This window comes from Vibrio sp. R78045 (genome assembly GCF_042466085.1).
GTDB lineage: Bacteria > Pseudomonadota > Gammaproteobacteria > Enterobacterales > Vibrionaceae > Vibrio > Vibrio cyclitrophicus.
This window is the reverse complement of the sequence record NZ_JAXHBS010000008.1, coordinates 1,277,479-1,302,395: the sequence shown is the minus strand read 5'-3', so window position 1 is coordinate 1,302,395 and position 24,917 is coordinate 1,277,479. Positions and strand designations below refer to the sequence as shown.

22 protein-coding genes, 3 pseudogenes and 1 riboswitch are annotated in these 24,917 nt (G+C 41.9%); of the genes and pseudogenes, 8 read left to right on the top strand and 17 right to left on the bottom strand.

Features of this window, described 5'->3' with window-relative positions; all coding sequences use genetic code 11:
* Positions 1-464 precede the first annotated feature (464 nt).
* Positions 465-2,009 carry a sodium:alanine symporter family protein gene (locus SJY39_RS08135; protein WP_010438482.1) on the top strand — a complete coding sequence of 515 codons (1,545 nt, stop codon included), beginning with the start codon at positions 465-467 and terminating at the stop codon, positions 2,007-2,009.
* A 186-nt stretch (positions 2,010-2,195) separates the two neighbouring features.
* On the opposite strand, the gene SJY39_RS08130 is transcribed toward SJY39_RS08135, so the two are convergent.
* The 3 genes from SJY39_RS08130 to SJY39_RS08120 all read right to left on the bottom strand — a co-directional run bounded on the left by SJY39_RS08130 (position 2,196) and on the right by SJY39_RS08120 (position 3,681).
* Positions 2,196-2,372: a hypothetical protein gene (locus SJY39_RS08130; RefSeq protein WP_016791268.1), complete on the bottom strand. Its 177-nt coding sequence runs from the start codon at positions 2,370-2,372 to the stop codon at positions 2,196-2,198.
* Between the two features lie 275 nt (positions 2,373-2,647).
* Entirely contained in the window at positions 2,648-3,382 is a 735-nt protein-coding gene (locus SJY39_RS08125) for a chromosome segregation ATPase (RefSeq protein WP_010438479.1), read from the bottom strand.
* Positions 3,383-3,522: 140 nt separating this feature from the next.
* A complete protein-coding gene (locus tag SJY39_RS08120) occupies positions 3,523-3,681 on the bottom strand; it encodes a hypothetical protein (protein WP_010438476.1) in 159 nt (52 codons plus the stop codon).
* A gap of 301 nt (positions 3,682-3,982) precedes the next feature.
* A riboswitch (glycine riboswitch) is annotated at positions 3,983-4,116 on the top strand.
* A gap of 128 nt (positions 4,117-4,244) precedes the next feature.
* Here SJY39_RS08120 and SJY39_RS08115 point away from each other — a divergent pair.
* Positions 4,245-5,615, top strand: coding sequence for a sodium:alanine symporter family protein (locus SJY39_RS08115; protein ID WP_010438473.1), 1,371 nt, complete (start codon positions 4,245-4,247; stop codon positions 5,613-5,615).
* 62 nt (positions 5,616-5,677) lie between these two features.
* On the opposite strand, the gene SJY39_RS08110 is transcribed toward SJY39_RS08115, so the two are convergent.
* Complete coding sequence (locus tag SJY39_RS08110) at positions 5,678-6,313, bottom strand: LysE family translocator (RefSeq protein WP_010438470.1); 636 nt, start codon at positions 6,311-6,313, stop codon at positions 5,678-5,680.
* Positions 6,314-6,610: 297 nt separating this feature from the next.
* On the opposite strand from SJY39_RS08110, the gene SJY39_RS08105 reads away from it, so the two are divergent.
* Positions 6,611-8,083: a carboxypeptidase M32 gene (locus tag SJY39_RS08105; protein WP_016791266.1), complete on the top strand. Its 1,473-nt coding sequence runs from the start codon at positions 6,611-6,613 to the stop codon at positions 8,081-8,083.
* A gap of 74 nt (positions 8,084-8,157) precedes the next feature.
* Here SJY39_RS08105 and SJY39_RS08100 read toward each other — a convergent pair whose 3' ends face one another.
* Positions 8,158-9,162 carry a metal-dependent hydrolase gene (locus SJY39_RS08100; protein WP_016791265.1) on the bottom strand — a complete coding sequence of 335 codons (1,005 nt, stop codon included), beginning with the start codon at positions 9,160-9,162 and terminating at the stop codon, positions 8,158-8,160.
* Positions 9,163-9,388: 226 nt separating this feature from the next.
* Entirely contained in the window at positions 9,389-10,198 is an 810-nt protein-coding gene (locus SJY39_RS08095) for a sulfite exporter TauE/SafE family protein (RefSeq protein WP_016783918.1), read from the bottom strand.
* Positions 10,199-10,540: 342 nt separating this feature from the next.
* On the opposite strand from SJY39_RS08095, the gene SJY39_RS08090 reads away from it, so the two are divergent.
* Both SJY39_RS08090 and SJY39_RS08085 read left to right on the top strand, forming a co-directional pair.
* Complete coding sequence (locus SJY39_RS08090) at positions 10,541-11,518, top strand: DUF1852 domain-containing protein (RefSeq protein ID WP_010438459.1); 978 nt, start codon at positions 10,541-10,543, stop codon at positions 11,516-11,518.
* A gap of 27 nt (positions 11,519-11,545) precedes the next feature.
* Positions 11,546-12,574 (top strand): methionine synthase, encoded by a 1,029-nt coding sequence (locus SJY39_RS08085; RefSeq protein WP_010438456.1) that lies wholly within the window; start codon positions 11,546-11,548, stop codon positions 12,572-12,574.
* 98 nt (positions 12,575-12,672) lie between these two features.
* Here the strand turns inward: SJY39_RS08085 and SJY39_RS08080 are convergent.
* From SJY39_RS08080 to SJY39_RS08065, 4 genes and pseudogenes are all read right to left on the bottom strand, one after another.
* Positions 12,673-12,940: pseudogene (locus SJY39_RS08080) on the bottom strand (hypothetical protein).
* A 27-nt stretch (positions 12,941-12,967) separates the two neighbouring features.
* Positions 12,968-13,519 (bottom strand): class IV adenylate cyclase, encoded by a 552-nt coding sequence (gene cyaB / locus SJY39_RS08075; RefSeq protein ID WP_016791263.1) that lies wholly within the window; start codon positions 13,517-13,519, stop codon positions 12,968-12,970.
* A gap of 89 nt (positions 13,520-13,608) precedes the next feature.
* Positions 13,609-13,832: pseudogene (locus SJY39_RS08070) on the bottom strand (hypothetical protein); the annotation flags it as partial.
* 64 nt (positions 13,833-13,896) lie between these two features.
* On the bottom strand, positions 13,897-14,250 hold the full coding sequence (locus SJY39_RS08065; protein ID WP_010438450.1) for a YkgJ family cysteine cluster protein: 354 nt from the start codon (positions 14,248-14,250) through the stop codon (positions 13,897-13,899).
* Between the two features lie 120 nt (positions 14,251-14,370).
* On the opposite strand from SJY39_RS08065, the pseudogene SJY39_RS08060 reads away from it, so the two are divergent.
* Positions 14,371-14,607, top strand: a pseudogene (locus SJY39_RS08060) (transposase); the annotation flags it as partial.
* A 141-nt stretch (positions 14,608-14,748) separates the two neighbouring features.
* On the opposite strand, the gene SJY39_RS08055 reads toward SJY39_RS08060, so the two are convergent.
* The 5 genes from SJY39_RS08055 to SJY39_RS08035 form a co-directional block, all read right to left on the bottom strand.
* Positions 14,749-15,222, bottom strand: coding sequence for a response regulator (locus tag SJY39_RS08055; protein ID WP_010438444.1), 474 nt, complete (start codon positions 15,220-15,222; stop codon positions 14,749-14,751).
* Positions 15,209-16,564 carry an ATP-binding protein gene (locus tag SJY39_RS08050; protein ID WP_016791262.1) on the bottom strand — a complete coding sequence of 452 codons (1,356 nt, stop codon included), beginning with the start codon at positions 16,562-16,564 and terminating at the stop codon, positions 15,209-15,211. Before SJY39_RS08050 ends, SJY39_RS08055 begins: the two co-directional genes overlap by 14 nt.
* 6 nt (positions 16,565-16,570) lie before the next feature.
* Positions 16,571-17,989, bottom strand: coding sequence for a DASS family sodium-coupled anion symporter (locus SJY39_RS08045; RefSeq protein ID WP_004733551.1), 1,419 nt, complete (start codon positions 17,987-17,989; stop codon positions 16,571-16,573).
* Between the two features lie 448 nt (positions 17,990-18,437).
* The gene (locus SJY39_RS08040) at positions 18,438-19,097 is read right to left on the bottom strand and encodes a Bax inhibitor-1 family protein (RefSeq protein WP_010438436.1); all 660 of its coding nucleotides are present in this window, start codon (positions 19,095-19,097) and stop codon (positions 18,438-18,440) included.
* A 128-nt stretch (positions 19,098-19,225) separates the two neighbouring features.
* Positions 19,226-19,750, bottom strand: a complete 525-nt coding sequence (locus SJY39_RS08035; protein WP_010438433.1) for a DUF2059 domain-containing protein — start codon at positions 19,748-19,750, stop codon at positions 19,226-19,228.
* A 695-nt stretch (positions 19,751-20,445) separates the two neighbouring features.
* Here SJY39_RS08035 and SJY39_RS08030 point away from each other — a divergent pair.
* Together SJY39_RS08030 and SJY39_RS08025 are read left to right on the top strand one after the other, a co-directional pair.
* Positions 20,446-22,269 carry a M4 family metallopeptidase gene (locus SJY39_RS08030; protein ID WP_016791261.1) on the top strand — a complete coding sequence of 608 codons (1,824 nt, stop codon included), beginning with the start codon at positions 20,446-20,448 and terminating at the stop codon, positions 22,267-22,269.
* A gap of 324 nt (positions 22,270-22,593) precedes the next feature.
* On the top strand, positions 22,594-23,814 hold the full coding sequence (locus SJY39_RS08025) for a DUF3103 domain-containing protein (protein WP_016791260.1): 1,221 nt from the start codon (positions 22,594-22,596) through the stop codon (positions 23,812-23,814).
* Positions 23,815-23,990: 176 nt separating this feature from the next.
* Here SJY39_RS08025 and SJY39_RS08020 read toward each other — a convergent pair whose 3' ends face one another.
* Together SJY39_RS08020 and SJY39_RS08015 are read right to left on the bottom strand one after the other, a co-directional pair.
* On the bottom strand, positions 23,991-24,308 hold the full coding sequence (locus SJY39_RS08020) for a Dabb family protein (RefSeq protein ID WP_016767095.1): 318 nt from the start codon (positions 24,306-24,308) through the stop codon (positions 23,991-23,993).
* A 212-nt stretch (positions 24,309-24,520) separates the two neighbouring features.
* The gene (locus SJY39_RS08015; RefSeq protein ID WP_010438426.1) at positions 24,521-24,760 is read right to left on the bottom strand and encodes a hypothetical protein; all 240 of its coding nucleotides are present in this window, start codon (positions 24,758-24,760) and stop codon (positions 24,521-24,523) included.
* Positions 24,761-24,917: the final 157 nt, after the last annotated feature.

Genomic DNA, 24,917 nt, shown 5'->3' with positions numbered 1-24,917 from the left:
TTGGGTCATAAGCATGACCACCAATTATCAAAACCTTACGAGGTCCACTCAGCGGCAGGTTAATCAGAGTTTACGTATCTAGCCCACTAAGATGCTCTGCCAATAGCTTTAAAAGTCAGTCCTGTTGACTAGAAAGTGGTCATAGATCAGCAAATAATTACAAAACATGACCAAATGTAAAATTATTGTAAAAAATTCTTTAACGCCATTGCGTTTGTGTATAAGATTATCAATAAGACTTTGGTATAACCAACACCAGAGGTATTGATAACATAAACTCTATTGAAAGGATGTTCATATAAAGTGTGACCAATGTTCATATCTATTTCTTATTTTGACTTAGCTACATCCCTTTTTGTTGCTGTCTAAAGAAATAGATAAGTTATTGAACTAACGACAAATTGAAAATAAAAAATAAATTCAGTATGACAATCGAAATTTATAAAATAAAGACAGGGAAAACCATGAAAAATATACGTGAACTATTCTTGGGGTTAATCTTATTATTTAGTACCAGCGCTTTTGCAGAAGAAGCTGGATCATTTAAGCAGTCAATTAGCAATTTAAGTCAAAGTGTTGATGGCTTTTTCAACGACTACACGGGGTGGTTTGTTGGATTAATATTTAAAAGTGTACCGGTTGGAGAAGCAAACTTCCCAGTCATTGTTGGCTGGCTCTTACTCGCCGCTATTATCTTCACTGTATATTTTGGCTTTGTTCAATTTAAACGCGTTGGTATGGCCATAGACATTATTAAAGGTAAATATACCGACCCTAACACCAAAGAAGACGGGGAAGTATCCCACTTTCAAGCATTAACAACAGCGCTTTCTGGAACCGTAGGGCTTGGTAATATTGCCGGCGTTGGTGCTGCGCTTGCGATTGGTGGTCCGGGTGCGACATTCTGGATGATCTTGTGTGGCCTGCTAGGTATGGCTTCTAAGTTTTGTGAGTGTACCTTAGGTGTAAAATACCGAACTATCCTACCTTCTGGTGTTGTTTCAGGTGGTCCAATGTACTACCTAAGCCAAGGTCTAAGCGAAAGAGGATTAGGTGGATTAGGTAAAGCCCTTGCTATTGGTTTTGCGTTAATGTGTATTTTGGGTGCACTTGGTGGCGGTAACATGTTCCAAGCTAACCAAGCACATGCCATGTTAACTTACGCATTTGATGTACCGAGCGAATACGGTGTCATTACTGGCCTTGTATTAGCCGCTTTAGTTTTTTCTGTGATTGTTGGTGGTATGCCTTCGATTGCATCGGTAACGGAAAAAGTTGTTCCTTGGATGGCTGCTCTTTACATTGGTATGGCGCTCATTGTTATCGGTTCTAATCTTGATCAAGTTGGTAATGCATTTAGCGCTATCTTCTCAGGTGCATTTACTGGTGAAGGTGTTGTAGGCGGATTTATAGGTGCGTTAATCCAAGGTCTGAAACGTGCTACGTTCTCAAACGAAGCGGGTGTAGGTTCAGCGGCAATCGCTCACTCAGCAGTAAAAACGAAAGAGCCAATCACAGAAGGTCTTGTATCATTATTAGAACCATTCGTTGATACGGTAATCATTTGTACAATGACAGCATTGGTTATCACTATCGCCGGCTTGAACACTGGCCCATACGATGGAACAGGTTTAACAGGTGTAACACTGACTGCTGCATCATTTACTGAAACTGCAGAAGTGTTTAAATACACACTAGCACTCGCTGTTATCATGTTTGCATTTTCGACGATGATTTCTTGGTCATACTATGGTCTTAAGGCGTGGACTTACCTATTTGGTGAAGGCAAAACAACAGAACTAATTTTTAAAGTGATGTTTTGTGTGTTTGTTGTTATTGGTGCCACGATTCAATTCGGCGCGGTAATCGACTTCTCTGATGCGGCTATCTTTGCGATGTCTATCTTTAACATCCTTGGCCTATACTTCTTGATGCCAGTTGTGAAGAAAGAACTGCAATCATTTGTTGCTCGCGTTAAATCAGGCGAAATCAAAACTTACGAGAAGTAGTTTGTAGCAAAATGATATTGTTCTAAAACAGTCACTTCTAGGAAGTTACCCTTTTGCTTGAGAAAGCGAGAACAATAATGCTACTAATCTGGAATCCCTGCCAACTTTGTTGGTGGGGATTTTTTATGTTTGACTCAAATGAATAGTTTACTTGTGTGCTGTTAAGTAATAGCCGTCACATATAACCTATTGCTGATGATCGAGCTCCTGAGGAACTTTATTCACTCTTGCGCTTTGTGATGTCTCTTCATCAACTCTTTTCGCTAGCGCTTCAATATCTATGATTTTCGCCTCTTTAAGTGCCGAATGGCAATCATCAAAGCAATAAACTATTGGGCAGTTTTCGCATTCGTATTCATGCATTATTTCATCCTTCCTTAGACATCTATTGAGTCACGAAGTAATAGTAAACCGCGGTCTTATCCTTGAGCGCGACTATTATGCTGCTTTCTGGTTACCTAAATATGTATGCAAAGTCACCAAAAAATCAACTAATTGCATATGATAATAAATTTTAGGGGGCAATTCACAGATTGTCGCGTTAAGTAACGCAAAAACGCCCACATCTTTAACATGATGTGGGCGTTTGAATACTAGCAGTCAAACAAGTTAATTGCTGATGAGATTAAGCACTAAGCTTATAAGCCCATCTCTTCGGTTAGTGTTTTGATTTGTTTGAGGTCCATCGTATGAACTTCAATCATTTGTCTGATATCACTCAATCGAGAATTAGCATTATCTTGTTTCTCACAAGCGTCAGATTTCGCATCCCATGACGTGCCGTCTAAGAAAACATCACATGCTTGTTTCAAAGAACCAAGTTTCTGTTCGATGTCATCTCTTTCTTTCTCGAGTTTTTCAAGTTCTTGAGATATCTGTAGTTCTTTGCGAAAAAGTTCACGTGAGCGTTCAAACAAGGTGGACTGCATATCAGCCTGACGATTGAGTTTCTGATTGTCTTGTTGAGTTTTCTCTAACGCTTGTTTCTGTTCGTTTATCTGCTGTTCTAGCGAGTAGTTCGCCTTCTCCAAAACTGCAGACTGTTTCGCTAAATCTTGGAGTTCTTTTTGATGCTCTGCTGATTGTTGCTTTAGCGCAGTTTCTACTTTCGCATCGATTTCCGTGTCAACTTTTGCCACCTTAGTTTCTACTGATGTCATTAATTGCTTTTTACTTTCATTCAGTTCTTGGTAACGTGTTTCGAGTACTTGATAAGTGGACTCCCACTTTGACGCCGTGATTGTAGAACCGATCAAGCCACCTAAAGCCAGACCAATAACAGCGGCAATACCTATGTAAAGCTGACTGCGCTTATCTCGTTCTTCAATAACAACCACTTCATCTTGTTCGCTTTGTCCAGATTGCTGGTTCACTAGCGGGTACTCCCAAAAATATGTTTAACGTTACGCGGTCACTGGTACTAATTACCAATACTGATCCTATCACCTAAGTTGTCGATACATCACTTAGGTTCCATATCCACTCGTTCGCTATCATTTGAACGCAACAGCGTCTAACGAGCTAGCTCCGAAATCATCAAACTGGCGGTATATAAAAGAAAGCTGCTAACAATAACGATAACTACCCCTTTTTGTACTTTTTCGTTTGTCCGGAAACGAAACAGCACGAATGCCAAAGCCAATAAAAAAACAATCGCTATTAGTCGAGTCATAACTCCTCCTTGTTTTTCTATTTTATACCATTTAAATAAGCAAGTTACGTCAGAGTCTCGTTGTTTGATCATTTAGTTGAACAACATTTGTGCAAACAGACATTTTGTAGCTGACATCACATTTTATATGATCTAGGATACGCCTACAGATTACCTAATCATTTAGGTAATTGTTCCGATGAAGACTGCAGGAGAGTGGTTTTTAACTAAGTTTTAACATTTAGTTAGATTAACCCGCCGAAGAAGTAAATCTTTCAGGCGCTTTGTGCTGGAGAAATCCAGAAAAGTGAGGACTGTTGTTGGAGGAACCTCTGGAGAGAATCGTACTACTTTGTTGTAGAAAACGGTCGCCGAAGGAGCAAGCTTAGTGCCCATTACTTATCTATAAGTGATTCGCTAAGTGAAACTCTCAGGCAAAAGGACAGAGGAGTGGAAAGCAACAGCCTTAATTACCAGAAGAATTCTATCTAGAAATCAGTATGTATTAAGTGGTGCTATCGATCCCTGTGATCTGCACTGCCTTCCCTCTTCTCCTTAAATTTTTAATTTATTAAGGGGAATCTATGAACCACCTACAAGCTACACTACAAACCATCAACCAATTCGTTTGGGGACCACCACTGCTTATTCTGCTAGTGGGTACAGGTATCTATTTTACTTTTCGCTTAGGCCTACTCCAGTTTAGACACCTCCCAACCGCGCTAAAAATGGTATTTAGCAAAGACAAATCTGGTACAGGTGACGTATCTAGCTTCGCCGCTTTGTGTACAGCGCTTTCAGCAACTATTGGTACGGGTAATATCGTTGGTGTAGCGACCGCAATCAAGATTGGTGGCCCTGGTGCCCTATTCTGGATGTGGCTTGCCGCTGTATTTGGTATGGCGACCAAATACGCAGAATGTCTACTTGCTGTTAAATACCGTAGAACCGATAGTAATGGCGAAATGGTTGGCGGCCCAATGTACTACTTGCAATACGGTGTCGGCTCAAGAGTCTTAGCGGTGATGTTCGCTGTTTTCGCTTTGGGTGTTGCCTGCTTCGGTATTGGTACCTTCCCACAAGTTAACGCTATCTTAGACGCGACTGAAATTTCCTTTGGTGCTTCGCGTGAAATGTCTGCTGTCGTTCTTACGATATTGGTGGCAGTGGTAACCCTTGGTGGCATTCAATCTATCGCTAAGGTGGCAGGAAAAGTAGTACCTACTATGGCTATCATGTACATCGTTGCGTGTTTAAGCGTTCTGATTTCAAACGCCGATCAACTACTGAATGCTATTACCCTTGTTATCACCTCTGCATTTACCAACACAGCAGCAACGGGCGGTTTCTTTGGAGCAAGTATCATGCTTGCTATACAATCTGGCATTGCTCGTGGTGTGTTCTCGAATGAGTCAGGCCTAGGTAGTGCGCCTATGGCTGCAGCAGCGGCAAAAACGGACTCGTGCGTGAAGCAAGGCCTTATCTCGATGACAGGTACCTTCTTTGATACCATCATCATCTGTACGATGACGGGGTTAGCACTTATTTTAACGGGTGCTTGGCAAACAGACCTATCTGGTGCTGCAATGACCACTCATGCATTCGCTGTGGGTTTGAATGCCGATACTTTAGGTCCAATGTTGGTTTCTATTGGCCTGATCTTCTTCGCGTTTACAACCATCCTAGGTTGGAACTACTACGGTGAGCGTTGCGTTGTTTTCTTACTAGGTACCAAAGCAGTGTTACCTTACAAAATCATCTTCATCGCATTGGTTGCTTCTGGTGCATTCTTGAAGCTCGATATGATCTGGATAATGGCTGATATCGTGAATGGCCTAATGGCAATTCCGAACCTAATCGGACTTATCTTGCTACGTAACGTCGTCATTGAAGAAACCAAGCTATTCTTCAAACCTTTAGCTTCCTCAAATGATTGCGAAGCCGTTAGAACATAATTTAAATTGGACGATCAAAAAACCCGCATTGATATGCGGGTTTTCATTGAAACTAAATTAGCTTAGGTAGGGTCTTCCATCAAAAGCTTAACACCCAGTCCTACCAGTACCATACCAGTGACCCCTTCCATCCATTTCATGAAGCTTGCATTCTTTAACAAGTTCTTAGCCGAGTTAAGTGCGCCAGCCAAGCTACATTGCCATACCATCGCAATCATAAAGTGCACGGAAGCCATCAACATAGATTGTAGTAAAGGCGAACCTTCTGGGTTTACAAACTGAGGCAGAAAAGCCAAATAAAATACCGCCGTTTTCGGGTTCAAAACATTAGACAAGAAGCCTTCTCGCAACGAGCGTTTTGTACTGTATGCCTGTTGAGCTTGCTCACCAACATTCATTCCACCGCCGTTTTTCATCAAAGCTCGTAAACTGCTTAAACCAAGCCAAATTAGGTAAACCGCGCCTACCATTTTAACAGCTTGAAAAAGTTCAGCTGATTGAGCAAGAATCGCAGAGATCCCCACAGCAGAGAAAAACGCATGCACATAAAGGCCGCTACAAATACCAAAGCTCGTCATACAGCCATCGGCTAAGCCTGAGCGGCTAGTATTACGAATCACTAATGCCGTGTCTAAACCCGGTGTTAGCGTTAAAATAGTGATGGCAATCAGAAATGCCTCAAAGTTCAAAATATCCATATCATTATCATTCTTGTTCAGCGAGTTATCATCAATACCGTGTATCTGGATAATTCGCAAGTAACAATTGCCATTGTCTATACAACTCACTGATTTTGTGCACAATGGTACAGTCTAATTTGTTAAAAAATAGTAAATTGATGGCATCGTACTGCTTCATACTTTTAAAACTATATCTTCTACTGTGAAATACAACATTATTAAAAGCAGAGCCATAATCCAAGTACACTAGAAAAGAGTTCATGCCTTGGCCCTGCCATTAAAATCATTTAAAGAAACCAAATTAAGAGTAGTCAAATGAGCGCATTCAAAAAACTAGTCGAACACTCTCAAAAGTGTTCACGCTTTCAACATCTCGCCTCTATTTGTGGTTGGGACCAAGCTTCCATGATGCCATCTGGGGGAAACCAAGCTCGTAGTGAAGCGATGGCCGAGGTATCTGTTCATATTCACGGCCTAATGACTCAGCCACAGCTTGGTGATTGGATTTCAGCCGCTGAAAACGAAACTTTGAATAACGAACAACAATCATCTCTGCGTGAAATAAAACGCCAATGGCAACAAGCTAACCTACTTCCAGAAAAACTGGTTGAAGCAAAATCTCTCGCAGGTTCAAAGTGTGAACATGCATGGCGTAGCCAACGTGGTAACAACGACTGGGTTGGATTCGAAAAGAACTGGCGTGAAGTGGTTGAGTTATCTCGTGAAGAAGCACAAATCCGCGCAGATGCCGCTAACCTAACACCATATGATGCCATGCTTGATATCTATGAACCGGGCACTAGCTCTGCTTCACTGGATATCTTATTTGCAGACGTTAAAACCTGGCTACCAAGTTTGATAGACGAAGTAATCGAAAAGCAATCAAGCGAGCAACTTAACGCGCCATCTGGTATCTATTCGACCGAGAAACAGAAAGCACTGGGCTTAGAAGTTATGAAGCTGCTTCAGTTCGATTTCGAACACGGCCGATTAGATGAAAGTGTTCACCCATTCTGTGGCGGTGTGCCTTCTGACGTGCGTATCACAACGCGCTACGACGAAGCTGAGTTCGTTCAAAGCTTAATGGGGATCGTACATGAAACAGGACACGCACGTTACGAACAAGGCTTACCAAAACACCTAGCAGGTCAACCTGCGGGTGAAGCTCGCTCGATGGGTATCCATGAATCTCAGTCTTTGTTCTTCGAGATGCAAGTTGGTCGCAGCGACCCGTTCATTGGACATTTAGCAAACATGGCTGGTCAACAGTTCTCAGGCTCTGAATTTGAAAAAGATAACTTCCAGAAGATTTATACTCGCGTGAAGAAAGACTTCATCCGTGTTGATGCCGATGAGCTGACCTACCCAGCACACGTCATTTTACGTTACGAGATTGAGCGTGATTTGATCAACGGTAAGATCAAACACACCGATGTCCCTGAACTTTGGAACACTAAGATGCAGTCTTACCTTGGTTTAAGCACTCAAGGCAACTTCACTGATGGCTGTATGCAAGACATCCACTGGACAGACGGCGCATTCGGCTATTTTCCATCTTACACACTAGGTGCGATGTACGCGGCTCAGTTCATGGCTTCAATGAAGAAAACTGTTGATGTGAACTCTGTGATTGAAAGTGGTGATCTTTCACCTATCTTCACTTGGTTAGAATCAAATATTTGGAGCAAAGGCAGCTTGCTGACCACCGATGATTTAGTGAAAGGTGCAACCGGTGAGACTTTAAATGCGCAATACTTCAAAGATCATTTGAGAAGTCGTTACCTATAGTTTTCTATTAGACAGCAGAAAAACAAAGGCTGAGCAGATTATCTGACTCAGCCTTTTTACTGTTTAGAACTAGGTCATTTATCGCCAGTGAGCATACCGAAAAAGATCTGTCTCGATTCTGGAGTGTTATCTCTGTGCGTTTCGTATTTTACATGGGCGTTAACATCAACAGTTTTTGATAGCTTGATGCTCCATAGTGCTTTCATTTGATTCGGTACAATTGAATATCGGACGTCGATAATACGCAGCTCATCTGCTGGGTCCTGCGCAATGTAGCCATTAGAAAACCAGCGGAAGCGCTCAATGTCTTTGGCTTGTTGAGAATCAAGGTCAAGCCAAGGTAAATCCCTGCCAACGTTCAGCTTAGCGATCGACTCTCCGGGATACGTGCTTACCGATGTACCAACCCGCACTGCGTCTACGTGATAATGAGCCTCTGTTTCGTACACTACTTTCCAAACCAGAATGTTAGCAAAGCTCGGTTTTGCCTCTAATCGAATCGGCGTGTGTTGTCTTTCTTCCGCTAATTGCCACCCAATCGCCTCTGCCCTATCTCGCTGAATCATCCCTAATGTTGGGTAAACCAAAGCCCAAGTAAATGCGACACGCGCTAGCCAAGGCGCTCGTTTCAACGTTGCAAACACAAGTAAAATTAAGATGGGAAGCGTATAAACAGGATCGATTATTGATATGGTATTCCAAGCAAAACGCGCGTTGGTCAAAGGCCAAAGTAACTGCGTGCCATAAGTGGTACAAGCGTCTAACAGTGCATGAGTGCCATAACCCAGAGCACAAAACAGCCAGCTTTGTTTGAAAGAAAGCCCGCGCCTTTTTGCAATGAGATGATGCAGAGCCAAAGCACAGATCAAACTGCCAATGGGGATGAAAAAAAGTGAGTGGGTAAATTGTCGATGAAATTCCAAAGCCAACAAAGGGTCACTTTGAGACTTAATCAGTGCATCTAAATCTGGAGCCAATCCAGAGAGTAGACCTAATACCCCAGCGACAACCAAGTTCTGTTTTCTGCTTGCCGACTGTGACAAAGAAGCGCCTAATACGCCCTGCGTTAAAGGATCCATAAACCACTCATTGATAGCATTCCGTTGAATCAAACAAGATACATTTAGCTATAGCAGTGAATCGTTCATAACTAAACAGTTTTATCAATATACTCATGTACATAGCTGTATAAGCATAGACCGAGAGATAAAAAAGAGCAGTTATGAAACTGCCCTTTTCTAATTATTGGTAGTTGATCAACTTATTCGTTTTTGCTCCATATATTCATACTTGAGCGATCTTTTATTAACGAGAAACCATGCTTGCCGCGATAACCACCAACAATACTGAAAAGATTTTCTTAATCGTTGGAACCGGTAAATGGTTGGTTGCTTTTGCACCTAACGGAGCCGTAAACCAAGAAGTGCATACTATACCCAGCAACGCAGGTAGATAAACAAAACCAGCAAAACCGTCAGTTAAAGCAAAGTGGCTGCTGCCCGAACTGATATAGCCGATTGAACCAAATAACGCGATAACAATGCCACAAGCAGACGCACAACCGATGGCCTTTTTCATATCGACAGAGAAAAACGTCAACAGCGGAACCAGTAATGCACCACCACCAATGCCAATCATCGCAGACAAACCGCCCGTGATCGTTGTCAGGACGGTTAAGATGCCCTTATTTGGCAGTTTTCTTTCTTTAGGCGCGTCGTTTTTGCTGCTTAAGAACATCTTTATTGCGATAAGAACCACACTCACTGCAAACACAATACGAACAACTTTTTCTGGCAACAGAGCCGCCATAAAGCCACTAACCAGTGCACCCAGTGCAACACCGAGCATGATCCAAGGCGCCAGATCCCAAGGCACGTTTCCATTCTTGTGGTGAGCAAGCGCAGAAGAAGTAGAAGTAAATAGAATCGAGGCCAAGGAAGTCGCAATCGCAGCGACAACAACTTGATCGGACGGTAGAACTTCTAAATAAAGTAAAATGCTGCTTAACACCGGAACAATGATCAGCCCTCCGCCAATCCCTAACAAACCAGCTAGAAACCCAACACCACTGCCTAATAGTGCACAGTATAAAATCAACAACAGCAACTCACTCATTTCGTCCATCTCTTAATTAAATTAATCGTCTCAAATAACATACTTTTAATGTGGTTATATATCCATCATGCTAATTAATATAACTGACACCAGCTCAAATTTTCAAACATAATAGATCATGAATATTCCTCATGTTGAATGTGAAGTAATACCATTATTAATCACCCATTGAACAACGTATAAAAACCTTAAGCGATTAACTTTATATGAAATTAATTCTAATAAGCATTAATTTAAGACAGCATAGCCTTCGATTCTTAATCCGGTCACAAGCAAAAAATAAAAGCCGTTTTAATACTAAAGACCGAGAGAATCAGAAAAAAATTGGGATACTAAATCAGCATGAATAAAGAATTTAATTTTACGATTAAAAGCATTAGCCTCGACGAAAATTACCAACCAGCAGATAGCACGCGCATCACCACCAACTTTGCGAACTTAGCGAGAGGCGATAACCGCCAATCTAACTTACGCAACGCGCTACAGATGATTGACAACAGTTTCAACGCCTTAGCACATTGGGACAACCCAAAGGGCGACCGCTACTCTGTAGAGCTTGAAATCGTTTCTGTTGATATGGATATTGAGAGTAGTGGCGAAGCGTTTCCTTCAATTGAAGTGCTGAAAACAAACATTCTTGATCAAAAAACTGGCGAGAGAATAGAAGGTATTGTGGGAAATAACTTCTCTTCGTATGTTCGAGATTATGACTTTAGCGTACGTCTATTGGATCATAATAAAGGCCAAGATAAATTCAGCATTCCAGAAGATTTTGGGGATTTACACGGCAAGCTTTTTAAATATTTCGTTAACTCTGACGCTTACAAAAAGAACTTTAATAAACCACCTGTTATATGCTTAAGCGTATCAGATAATAAAACCTATTACCGCACTGAAAACCAACACCCAGTATTAGGTTTTGAATACCAACCGAATGAGTCTTCTTTAACTGAGCAATATTTCAAGAAGATGGGCTTACAAGTTCGTTATTTCATGCCACCAAATAATGTTGCTCCTCTGGCTTTCTATTTCTTTGGTGATCTACTTAACGATTACTCCAACCTAGAACTTATCAGCACCATCAGCACTATGGGTACGTTCCAGAAAATCTACCGTCCTGAGATTTACAACGCGAACGCGGTTGCGGGCAACTGTTACCAACCAAACTTGAAAAACTTGGACCACTCGCTAACTCAAATCGTGTATGACCGAGAAGAGCGCAGCAAACTCGCAATAGAGCAAGGTAAGTTCGCTGAAGAAAATTTCATTAAGCCATACCAATCAGTTCTAGAGAACTGGTCTGCAAATTACGCACTTTAGTCCCACCTGAATTAGGCAGTATTAAATATGAAAACACTATTACCGACTTCAACAGCGGGCAGTTTGCCGAAACCGTCTTGGCTTGCACAACCAGAGACGCTTTGGTCGCCATGGAAACTGCAAGGCGATGAACTAACAGACGGCAAACAAGATGCGCTGCGTGTCTCCCTGCACGAGCAGCAGCAAGCAGGCATTGATATTGTGAGCGACGGCGAACAAACACGTCAGCACTTTGTAACGACCTTCATCGAACACTTGAATGGCGTTGATTTTGAAAAGCGTGAAACCGTTAAAATCCGCAACCGTTATGATGCGAGTGTGCCTACAGTAGTTGGCCCAGTTTCTCGTCAGAAGTCCGTTTTTGTCGAGGATGCTAAATTTTTACGTCAGCAAACGGACCAACCAATTAAATGGGCTCTGCCGGGGCCGATGACTATGATAGATACGCTTTACGATGCGCATTACAAAAGCCGTGAAAAGCTCGCGTGGGAATTTGCGAAGATCCTCAACGAAGAAGCGAAAGAGCTAGAAGCTGCAGGCGTTGATATTATTCAGTTCGATGAACCTGCGTTTAACGTATTTTTTGATGAAGTGAATGATTGGGGCATCGCTTGTTTAGAAAGAGCTATTGAAGGGCTTAAGTGCGAAACAGCAGTACATATTTGTTATGGCTACGGCATTAAAGCAAATACGGATTGGAAAAAGACATTAGGCACAGAGTGGCGCCAATACGAAGAGGTATTTCCTAAGCTGCAGCAATCGAATATCGATATTATCTCTTTAGAGTGTCACAACTCTCATGTGCCTCTTGAGCTACTTGAGCTGGTTCGAGGCAAGAAAGTAATGGTCGGTGCGATTGATGTGGCTACCGATTCCATTGAAACACCAGAAGAAGTAGCGAGCACTCTACGAGAAACACTTAAGTACGTTGATGCAGACAAGCTCTACCCTTGCACTAACTGCGGTATGGCTCCCCTACCTCGTGAAATTGCCTCAGCGAAGCTTAATGCGCTAAGTGCCGGCGCAGAGATTGTACGTAAAGAGCTTTCAGCGTAACGACTTTTTAACTAAATAAGCTATGCCTTTAAGCCTAAGTATCACATTGATGCTTAGGTTTTTTGTCATGTGAGTTAACGAGCTTTAGACTCGGCCGTTTACCAGGTTTTATCTAGGTCTTGAGCATACAAAGAGATCGCTCGTTGGCACTCTTTGATTGCTTCGCTATTCGTCGTGGAAACTAAAAGCTCAAGTAACAGCGATATCGCCTGTTGCTCTTGCCTTGGTTGTCGTAAGACCACGCAATCTGCAAATGTGCTTTCGCTGCATAGTTTTCATCAGTGAGTAGCGTTGCCAATAAGTCACGAGACTCTTGATACATTTTTCTTTTCGCAATTCGATTGCTTGTTTGATAATGGTGTCCATAACTCTCCCTGACGCTTAAGCGCTGCGCTATTCGTTCATTTCTTCGAACATCTGTTTGTAAGATTGAGTTTGCAGTGCTGATTGAGTCAGCCCGAACTTACTGGCTAACAACTCAAGCTCACTTTTATAAACAGACAACTTAGATTCATCGTCCGTCATGATCGCAAATTCGGCAAACTCACCAATACCCGCAAGAGAATCGACCGTGATGTGGAACTCTCCAACAAAGTAAATACTGCGAGTTTTCTGCGCTTCAAGAATCACTTCGTAACCCAAGTTATCAAGCATACTCTTAGCATTCGACGCATCGGTGATGTTTGTCGCTTCGCATCGGTCAGACTCTGGGCCTTTTACAATCCATAGTTTGATGCCCGACGGTTCCATAGTACGAATGCACAAACTCTTGTTTTGAGCTTGTAAGCTTCTGTCTGGGCTATCGAAATACCAATCGCACTCAAAGTTATCTTGGAGCATCATTTCATGGGGAATAAGATTCAATGTCTTCAAAAACTCTGATTTAGAATCGAGACGATACTTAAGCTCTACTTCGTATTTACCCTGGAAATGGTCGTTAGTCATAAATTAGCTCGGTGCAAAAAAAGGGATAGTAGCACACCAACAGAACCTGAAATACAAACTGGCGCACAACACGAACTAAAGAAGTGGAACTATGCACGACATGCTAATACACGCTTCCATTCATCTTGGTTCATTGCCCCTTTAGGAAGGTAAATATTGCGTTTTTGCATCGCGCCTTTCGTGTATGAAAGCTTAATAACAGACCCGATACCAAAGGAAGAATATTTCCCTGTAACTTGATATCGCAAGCGTGACCATCGAAACAGACATGATTATTCGAGATTTCAAAAGAGCGATTGCGAAACTGAAAATACGAATAAGTGAGCTATCTTTGATGCTGATGTGATTGTAGTTCGATCTGTTGGCTATTGAGCCAACTACACTAAAACTTGGCGAGTGTTCCTGATGAAATAATGCACCTGACGTTCAATTTTTAAATCGACCATTTCTACTGGACGACACCCATTTGGACATGCCATACGAGGTGTTGTGCCAAACAATCGACATATTAGTGGCCTTTCTTCATACACTTCGCAACCATTAGGCCCTAAATGCACACAATTATATTCATTTAAGGCAGCTTCATGCTCTGCGTCAGATTTGACTGGTAGTCGCGACATTTCTTCAGATGAAGTCGTTACAGGCCCACAGCAATCATGGCAGCCTTTAACGCATTCAAATGCTGGAATACTCTCACGAAGGTATGCAATTATTTCTCTATTATTGTCCATCAATATCTTCTTCTCATGTAATGCGCGACCATTATAGAGCAATACATAATTCGCTAGAAGTTGAGAATTAACCTAAATCTAAGAACCCGAAGTCATAGAACCATCAGCTGAAGAAGCGGGTGGGCGCAAAGCAAACATAATAAGCACGGGAGGCCACGTCGGTTCAGTGATTTAGCTATCACGATTGCGTTCATGGCGAAGAGAGTTTTTTCTATGCCACTGAGAGCGCTGCAAGGATTTATCGACTCGAAATTTAGACTTACCAATGTTCCATTAAGTTGTCCAAATTACACCAGCATCAGTCGTAGAACCAAGCAGGTTGAGGTCTCATTTAAGACTAAAATGAGAGGAGCAATATATGCACCGAATGATTACGTCTTTCAAAGACAAACTCCTTCAGAAAGCTTCCTTCGGTACATATAATTTCAAGCGACTGACATAAATGACTAGCGCAAGAAACTAACGTAAATGGCTAACGCAAGAGACTAACGTAAGAAACTAGCGTAAGCGTCTTAACACAACCTGTTGGTCAAGCTCATTCTGATAGTCCGTGTAATCAAGCCCTTGATCAAATATGTACTCAGTGACAAGAGTGCGAATGCATTCAACCAACGTGCTTGCTTGCCAAGGCTTCTCAAAGTAACGGTCGATGCCTGCAGCATTAATCGCATTGATGGTATCGGTATGAGTGGCCTGCCCCGTAAGAAGAATTTTCTTTGTATTCGGAAAGCGGCTGTCATGGAACACGTCAGTGAGTAACTCCACACCCGTTTTCCCTGGCATCACGTGATCAGACACGATGACGGTAATGTGTTCGCCTTCTGCGTCAAGTTCATCAATGAGATCAAGCACTTCTTGCGCTGATTCACAATCTTCAATATTCAGCCAACTCGCCAGCGGCTCTAAATCTTGTACCACTGCGCTCAGTACTTCTCTCTGGTCATCGACACAGATTAAATTAAGCTTCTCCATGTTCACCCTCTATTGGTAACTTGATTCTAAATACCGTTTTAGAAGCATCACTTTTCACAATAATACTTCCGCCATAACCCGCCACAATCCGCTTAACTATTGATAAACCCAAGCCCAATCCAAACGATAAACCACCTTTTTTAGTGGTGAAGTTGGGCTGAAATACCTTTCTACGAGTTCCCTCGTCTATCTCAGGGCCGTTATTCGCAATCGTAACTAATATTCTTTTCTTACTTAATCTGGTTTGAATTTCTATTGCAGCATCGTCTGAATTCGACATTGCATCACAAGCATTCTTTACAATGTTGACCCAAATCTGAACGAGCTCTGTTTTCGAGCCTTTAAAAGTCGGCAAATCTGCAGGGCTCAATCGCACAGACACTCTACGTAACTCACTTTGTAACAACGATAAGGCATGGTTAATGGAGTCATTAATATCCACCGCTTCTTCGGTGTCAATATCAACTCTGCCAAGTTGTTTAACCGATTTTACGATGCCAACGGTGTGTTTAGATGCCAAACGTAAATCATGTAAATCACAGCCCATCTGCCAAAAACGAATCGCTTCTTCTGGGTTTTTCAGCCAATGTTTTGAAATAATGTCTGTTGCAGATGAAGCGTCAATTGGAATCGCCTTCGCAAGAGAGCGAGCAATGTTTTTGTCTAAGCCATATTTTCTTTCAAATTGTCGCCCACGTGTTCGCGCTTCTGACGACGACGTTTTCTGACCATGCATTAACCCAAAATCGAAAAATTGACTGGCTTCTGGATGCACTTCTTCAAGTAGCTCCATGATGACCGTTTCAAGTCGACCAGATTTACTATTTACTACACCAATAGCGTTGTTAAGCTCATGGGCAATCCCTGCAGCCAATTGACCCAAGGTCGTAATTTGCTCAGCAGTATGTAACTTCTCTAGCGCTTTTTGTTTCGCTATCGCTTCTTGTGTTGCACGGCGTTGACGACGCGACAACTCATTGACAATCACAGGTGTAAACTGTGCGGTAAGAGGGCCAAATTTACGTTCATCTTCTGCCGGCGTGTCTTTATCGATCCACGCTAACTCAACATCGGTTTTAGCAACAACCGTTGAAGATGCTGTCCAATTACCTGAAAAGAAGCTATGAACACCTATAAAAGCCCCACGACCTGCGCTAAATACTCGCACTTGCGGTGTATTCGCATCGGTATAAAACCCTTCCAGTTCTCCACTAAACACATAATATAAACGAGTGTTTAACGCTGATTGTTCAATAATGGTGTTACCGGCACGGCACGTCACCCGACGTTCTGTCTGATTAAAATAACGATCGATAAGTGCTTCTAGCTTTTGTTGATACACGTATCGTTATCCTATGTGACCAATTGAATGTAGCACCCACACCATAACAAAACTCAGTAGCACACCAACCACACCCAAAATAATACCGATTCTGGCCATTTGATTACTTTGCACATGACCAGTGGCATGAGCCAACGCATTCGGTGGCGTACTGATTGGCAGCGACATACCTAATGAAGCGGCAAAAGTCACAACCAGAATTAACGTTAACTCACCACCTAGTGGCGTGAGTGAGGCCATAGACGACCCTAATGCAGCCATAATTGGCATTAACAAGTTAGCCGTTGCGGTATGAGACATAAAGTTTGCCATTACCAAACACAAGAACGCTGCTCCGAACAACACCACATATGGTGAGTAAGCATCAAACGGAATGCTGTGTACCACGAGCCTTGCTAAGCCAGTTTTATCGAGAGCTAAACCAAGCGCAATACCACCTGATACAAGCCACAATACGTCCCAAGAAATCTTTTTCAGGTCTTCTTTATTGATGATCCCTGTAAGTGAGAACACAGCGACAGGAATCAGAGCGACGGTATAAGAGTTCATGCCATGGCTTGAGCCCATTAACCAAAGAATGATGGTCAGCGCAAAAGTGACGTATACCGCAATGGCTTTGGGCGTTTTAAGGAATTTGCCTTTGATGCTTAGCTCGATTTTCTTTTGGTCAGCTTTGTACATAAAGCCGATTAAAAACCACGCTAACGCCATCATAATAACGACAAACGGCACACCAAATGCCATCCATTCGCCGAACGTAATGAGGTTATCACCAACTAAATATTTAAGTGCGATAGCGTTCGGCGGGGTACCGATTGGGGTACCAATGCCACCGATGTTAGCGGCAACAGGGATACAAAGCGCAAACGCTATACGACCGGGGTCTTTCGGGCCAAACACAGCCAGCACCGGCGTTAAAATAGATAGCATCATTGCCGTTGTTGCTGTGTTAGACATAAACATCGAAAAGATACCAGTGATCAGCATTAAGCCGAGCATCACAAACTTCGGGTCTTGTCCAAATGGCTTCAATAATACACGGGCTAAGTTTACGTCTAATCGATACTTAGTGGCGGCCATCGCTAAGAAAAAACCGCCCAAAAATAGCATGATGATTGGGCTGGCGAATGTCGCCATGATGTCGCTGTATTTTAACAACTCACCAAAATGTTCCTGCCCATGCTCAAACCTTAAAAAGATCAGCCCTTTATCCGACAACATCAACAATTGCAGAACGATAATAACAACAGACGTCGCGTAGATCGGGATGGGCTCGAACACCCAGCACAATGCCGCTAATAAAAAGATCGCGATAACGCGTTGTTGAATAATCGTAAGGCCTTCAAATGGAAATGCTGATAGCGGCATTACGAGGATAATGAAAGGAATTAAAATAGGGATAATGTATTTAATATAGGGGCGCATAGCACAAAAACTCTTCCTGAGATAACAACTACTTAGAAATTAGATTTAAAGTTCTAATTTAGATCCGACAACGAATTATCGACCTCTTATCACTATCTCACTATCGGCTAGATCAATGATTACGTAATCGCGATATCCCCTTTTTCGATTTTGTGCGCTACCTCTATGTTTGTATGTCATTTATTGTTGCAATTAAATTCAGGAAAGTGGTTTCTACGTTTCTAATCATAATCCGTTCAAGTTATTCTGGGAATTTTCAAAACAGATCTGTAACTTAAAGTCATGTCCGAAAAATCGGGGGCCACTTCTGATAAAAACGTTGAACAAGCTCACTGGGGAAATTATGAGGGGATCCGTCAGCGCCTTGTTAAGGGGGAAAACGTAATGCCGATACCTCGTTTGAATGTTACTTACAATAAACCACGCTGTATAACACATTACTTGGGAGCTATTTTCGCCCCATAATACGAACAATTCTTAAGAAGAGATTGATGATGTCCATATAGAGTGCTGCTGCACTATCAACCGCATTATCTAAGGTTTTTGGTATTCGATTTGCACGCCCCCAATCATAACCTATGTACCCGCAGAATATGATGACGACCGCCCAATCCAACCACTCTTGATGGATACCAAGCACAAATACCTGGAAGAGTTCAACGACAATAACTGCTATTAATGAAATCGCTAGCACTCCAGAAATTCTCTGGAAAAAAGCAGGGAATATTGTACCTAGCAACATCATGATGCCTGTCACTAAGCCTGTCACCTTAATAGCATCGAGAACCAGAGATGGAGAATAGTTAGATACGACCATATTTATAATAAGTCCAAAAGGGACAACTACGAAATTGTAACCAACAAAACTAACCAGTGGGTTTGATGACTTGCTAAACAGATAGATTCCGAAGAAGCAACTTGTGAAGTAACCTATAAAAAATATCCAAGGGTTAAACGCAGTGATAGATTCGACAGGTATACTCGATACCATTAGCCAATTTACCCAAAAACCCCAACAAAGAACGGCTCCGATGGTAAGGTTATATAACCTTGAGCTTATTTCTTTTTCACCGGTATTCTTTCGTTCAAAAACATTGGATTCCATCATCTCTAATTATCCTTTCTCAATTAACAGAACATCTTACCCAAATGGCGCAAACAATTAACGTTATCAAACACCCCATACTCTGTTCTAAAAATACCAAACAGCATGCATCAATTTAATTGACACCTTGATTACAGCAATAAAGTAAAACCTTCTTTTTCAAATTGCTTCTTCACTTCTTTAATTGCAATAGGCGCTACTCGCTTGCCCCAAGCTTGGCCTATGCTAAAGCTCTCTTGGACAATGTTAGGCATTATTTTTATGCTCTTTTTCCCCAGTGATGTCTCATAGAAAGCAATAAGCTCTTCGATTTCTTGATTGGTGTAATACTTGTGATAAATGGGAGTCATCATTTTGAAGAATCCATTTTTACCTCTTAGTTGCTCTTCAACCACAGAATTAACAGTTCTTTCAATTATTTCAAATTTCTCTTTGGGTATATCAGGGTTATTTTTTGATACGATTACAACCAACTGACTAGTCATCGTTTGAGACATCTGTAATCCAAGGTCAATTGAGCCGGTCATCTCGATGAGCTTAATAATATTATTGTACTTTTCTTCGGTAAGGGGCTGCTCACTAGCATAAATAATTGACGAGAAGAACAGTACACAGACGTAAATTACCTTTCTCATTGTAACCCTTTTAATTTTCATTAAACATAACTATATGAATGCCAAACTTTGCAAAATGATAATCAATCGTAAATTAAAAACTCAATACGGTAAGTGAATATTTTAGGTTGACAAATTTTCCCCTCAAGATAGTCACCAACCATAAAATTTTCTTTTAGAATAAGAATTAATTCAGTTAATTATCATGCAAACCTTACACGACCCTCCTTATAAATAACAAGAGGTTATATAAATTTAATTATGATCAACCACTAAAATCCAACATTATCCTGCCCAATAATAGGTTATTTACAAAAAACTAAATAACATATCTAGCAATACGTATTAAAAACCTTCATATTGATAGAAAACATAACAAAAAAACCTAAAACAACCTTTGTTGTCAATTTTGTTATTTATTTAAATTTGGATAACTAGCTTGTTGCATAAGGATATTTGAGGCGTGAAATAGAAAATACTGAGTTCAAATAAGGCCACTAATCTCATATATTTACGATAAATAACAAACTTATATTTTATAAAAAACAATTTGATCAATAAGAATTTTTGTAAACTTTGAATTACATACCATAAAATTCAATCTCCTCGATAAACTTGTCAGAAATCCAAATGCTCTTCCAATCTTGATTCGCAATGCATGGCATTAGCGTGTTGCATATAGACTTCCTATAAAGCCGTTGGGAAGAAGGAGTTTATATTAAAATCAGGAACGAAAAATGAACCAACAACGTCAACTAAGCTGGAAAATAGCAGCTATTCTAGGTACATCTTTTGGCTTTACTGCACACGCTGCAGAAATGGTCAGAGTCGATAATGATGCATTACTACAACAAAGTCTCGCCGCTCAGTCGAAGAGTGTTGCCCCACTAGAATTAGGTTTTTCTGAAGTAAAACGGGTGGTATTGCCCAATGGGAAAACGAAAGTCCGCTATCAACAAACTCACCGAGGTTTACCCGTCTTTGATACCTCAGTTGTCGCCACCCTTTCCAAGAACCAACCCACTCAAGTGTTCGGTTCCATGGCACAAGGGATCAGTGGAGACCTATCCAGCATCGCACCAAAGCTGAATCAAGAGCAAGCGATAGAAGCCGCACTGTCCGCTCACCGCACGTTTACCGTCGGCAAAAAGTCGATTGAAAATAAAAACGCGAAACTGATGGTGAGACTGGATGAGAACCAAGTCGCTCAAGTGGTGTATCTGGTCGATTTCTTTATCGCGTCTTCTATGCCAGAGCGCCCTTTCTACTTTATTGATGCCACGACTGGCGATGTGCTCCAAAAATGGAATGGGCTAAACCACGCTAAAGCATTAGGTACTGGCCCAGGTGGCAACCTCAAAACCACTCGATATGAATATGGCAGTGACTTCCCTAGCTTTCCCATCGACAAAACAGGCACAACTTGTAAGTTAGAAAATGAATCAGTTAAGACAGTCGATTTGAGGAACGGAACGTCTGGCAGTTCAGCCTACAGCTACAACTGTGCCGACGGAACCAACTACACCGATCATAAATACATCAACGGGGCTTACTCGCCTCTTAACGATGCGCACTACTTCGGTAATGTCGTGTTTGATATGTACAAAGAGTGGATGAATACGTCGCCGTTAACTTTCCAACTGACGATGCGAGTTCATTACGACACAGATTATGAAAATGCCTTTTGGAATGGCTCATCCATGACATTTGGGGATGGCAAAAACACCTTTTATCCACTGGTCGATATCAACGTAAGTGCTCACGAGGTTAGCCACGGGTTCACCGAGCAAAACTCCGGTTTGGTGTACCAAAACATGTCAGGTGGCATTAACGAAGCGTTCTCCGATATTGCGGGCGAAGCGGCTGAATACTATCTGCGTGGGAACGTGGATTGGGTGGTCGGTAGCGATATCTTCAAATCAGAAGGTGGCTTGCGTTACTTTGATCAACCTTCAAAAGATGGTCGATCGATTGATCATGCCTCTCAATACTACGATGGTTTGAACGTTCACTTATCTAGCGGTGTTTACAACCGTGCCTTTTACCTTTTAGCGAATAAGTCTGGCTGGGATGTGCGTAAGGGTTTCGAGATCTTCACAGTCGCAAACCAATTGTATTGGACGGCAAACAGTACCTTTGACGCTGGTGCTTGTGGTGTTGCGAAAGCCGCAGCAGACATGGGCTATGTGGTTGCCGATGTTGAAGATGCCTTTAACACGGTAGGCGTGAACGGGAGCTGTGGTTCAACGCCACCAACTGGCAATGTATTAACGAAAGGCACACCGATTGCGAACCTAAGCGGGAATCAATCTTCAGAGAGCTTCTACACGTTCACCGTTGATTCTGCATCAAGCGCAACGGTTTCAATGTCTGGTGGTTCAGGTGATGCCGACCTTTATGTGAAATCAGGCAGTAAGCCGACAACCTCAAGCTACGATTGTCGACCTTATCGTGCTGGAAACAACGAGCAATGTAGTGTGAGCGCTCAGCCGGGTATCACCTACCATGTGTTACTGCGCGGATACTCGAACTATTCTGGCCTAACGTTACGTTTAGATTGAGTTAGAGCGAGTCTCTCAAACAAGTTGAAAATAGAGAGCTAGCGGTTAACCACGAAATAAAAACCTACTCACTTTGAGTAGGTTTTTTCATGAAATACCATAGTAGTTAATAATATTGTAAATTATTTACTGATACGTTTATTAATTTATAAATATCTAGGTTGCTTAGGTATTGTTTTATAAAAACAGTTTAAATTGAGATCCTGTGCTGCACAACGAAACAAAAATAACTGACTAACTTTTGAACACATTCACGTTACTGATAGGTTAATCCTTATAGGGTAAATGCTCTATTAATGATAAAAATTAAAATAAGGATTATTTATGAGACCATTTATTTCTATCAGTATGGTGCTTGCAACGACAGTGGTTGGCTTCCAGTCCTATGCAAACAATATCGACACAGTAAACTCACGCTCTCTTTCGGAGAACGCCTCAGCACAAAAGCAATCTTTGGCGTTACAAATCAGCGAGCGTTATTCCGATCTTGAGCTTTCCCTAAAGGCTCAAATTTCAGAAAAGAACTTGTCCACGCCTGTCGATAAATTGAGCTCTACTCAGCCCTACTCTGCATTTTCAAGCAGGATGCAGAAAGCGGACCTTGGTTATCGCAAGATGAAAGGGATCAACAACTTCAGCGACTCTGTGTTAGAAATTCGCATGGCCGATGAAGCGATGATTGAAGCCTGGAAGAACGGCGAAAGCCCATTATTTGCGTTTGAACCATCAGGTGATGATTCGAATTGGCAATACATTGAAGCGTATGACGTGTACGGACAGGTTCATGAACTAGATGTGTACCAAATGCCAGACGTCCCAGTGTTTGTCGTTGATAGCAACGGTGCCGAAGAGCTCAAAGCAGGCTTAATGGCAATGCAGGCTGAAATGCAGAAGCTGGGTACAACAACACAAATTAATTCAGGCTCCAAAAACACAAGCAGCAACAGTGAAAGCCGTAGCACTAAGACACAAACATTTATTGGTAAGGCTACGCGCTCCATGGCTATGTCAGAACCTGAGCCGTTGAATACCACTCAGTTAAAAAAGATTCGTTTGGCTGTAGACCAAGAACCATGGATCTCTGGCAAAGCTGAAATCTACGCCATTGTGACAGGGGTCGATTCAAGCCGCTTAGAGCCACAAATAGATCTAGTAGAAATGCCTTATCTGGACTACGACAAACAGACGTACTACCCAAATCAAACGGTCATTTTCTGGCCTCGCTACCGCTGGGGCGCTGCAGATATGATCTTAATGGAGCACGATGATGGAACAGACTATAAAGCGCTAGCAAAGCTCTTGGTTCAAGCCGCAGAAGAGATACTGAAGATGATTCCTGATCCAGAAGTTCAGGGTTATGCGATCATCCCTCAGATCACAGGCAAGATTATCGATGTGATTCCTGATGGTGTATTAGTGAATGATGATGACTTTGTGGACGTGTACTACACCTTAATGCAAAACACCTCTTATGTTGATCACCCTGGTGCCGGCGGAAATGCAGTAGCTTCGTTCGCCCCGCTGACTATCTCTCCTACAGAGTAGTTGGTACTTTCTTGATTAGGGCCTTCTCGTTTAGGGCTCGGCCACACAAGCCCTAACGCTTCGTTATTCGAGATGACTCAGCGTATATACCTTGTGTAAATAAACTTCAGGTATATACGCTTTTATCGCTTTAGGCTTTAGGCTTTAGGCTTTAGAGAGCATACAGAGAGGACTAATTATAGGGAGTAATCAAACACGATGATGTCGTCTAACAACGGACGAAATACATCTTTCAGCGCATCATGTTCTGGGTGTGGAAGATAGTTCTGACGCCCCTTTTCATCCGTAAACGTCATTAAAACTGAATGGGTATAACCTTGGTTCTTATTCTCTGGGCTATCATTTAACCCCCACTCTACTGAAGTTACCCCGTCAACCTTGTTTGGCATCGCTTCAAACAGCATCTTTAGTTTTTGAACCTCTGAAGCCTCTGCGTTTTCTTTAAACTTAATCAGTAAAATATGACGAATCATTCCTGTTTCTTTTTGAGTCATTCCTAGTCCTTTTCGAATCGTTCGTTTGTAACGCTTAGCCTTAACTAGCACGAGTAACGGTGTGAAGTTAGAGAAAAACAAAATGCCACACGTGACACAACATGCCAAGGCTGACCACTAGAGTTTATAAAATACTCAAAATCCCGACACAAAAAAATGTTGCACTCAAGAGCACAGCATTTCTCATGAAAATAATAGGCACAGTTCTAACGTTAATCTCGACGACCTGTAAGCTGGATCGTTTGGTCTTGATCAACACTCTTGTGGAATTTTATTCCGCCATTATTGGCGTCATTTCTTCCTTCAAGTACTGGCTCAGATTCCACACGCTCAACCTTTACTTGATTACCTTCGATTCTCGTCATATCGAGAGTACTCGCATAAGTACCGTCAGCCGCAAAAGCCGTGTTCATTGATAAAGCCATCAATCCAAGTGTGATTAACTTGTTCATACATCACCTCGCTGTATTTTTAGTTCTTTGTTCGTTTGGTATCTGTTTTTTGTTGAAGTAACTTTAACAATCGAACATGAGCCATTCGAGGAAAAGCAAGATTTACCAAATGGAAAATCAAGGGATTAGCGAAGTTTTGACGCTGTGCTGTCTTATC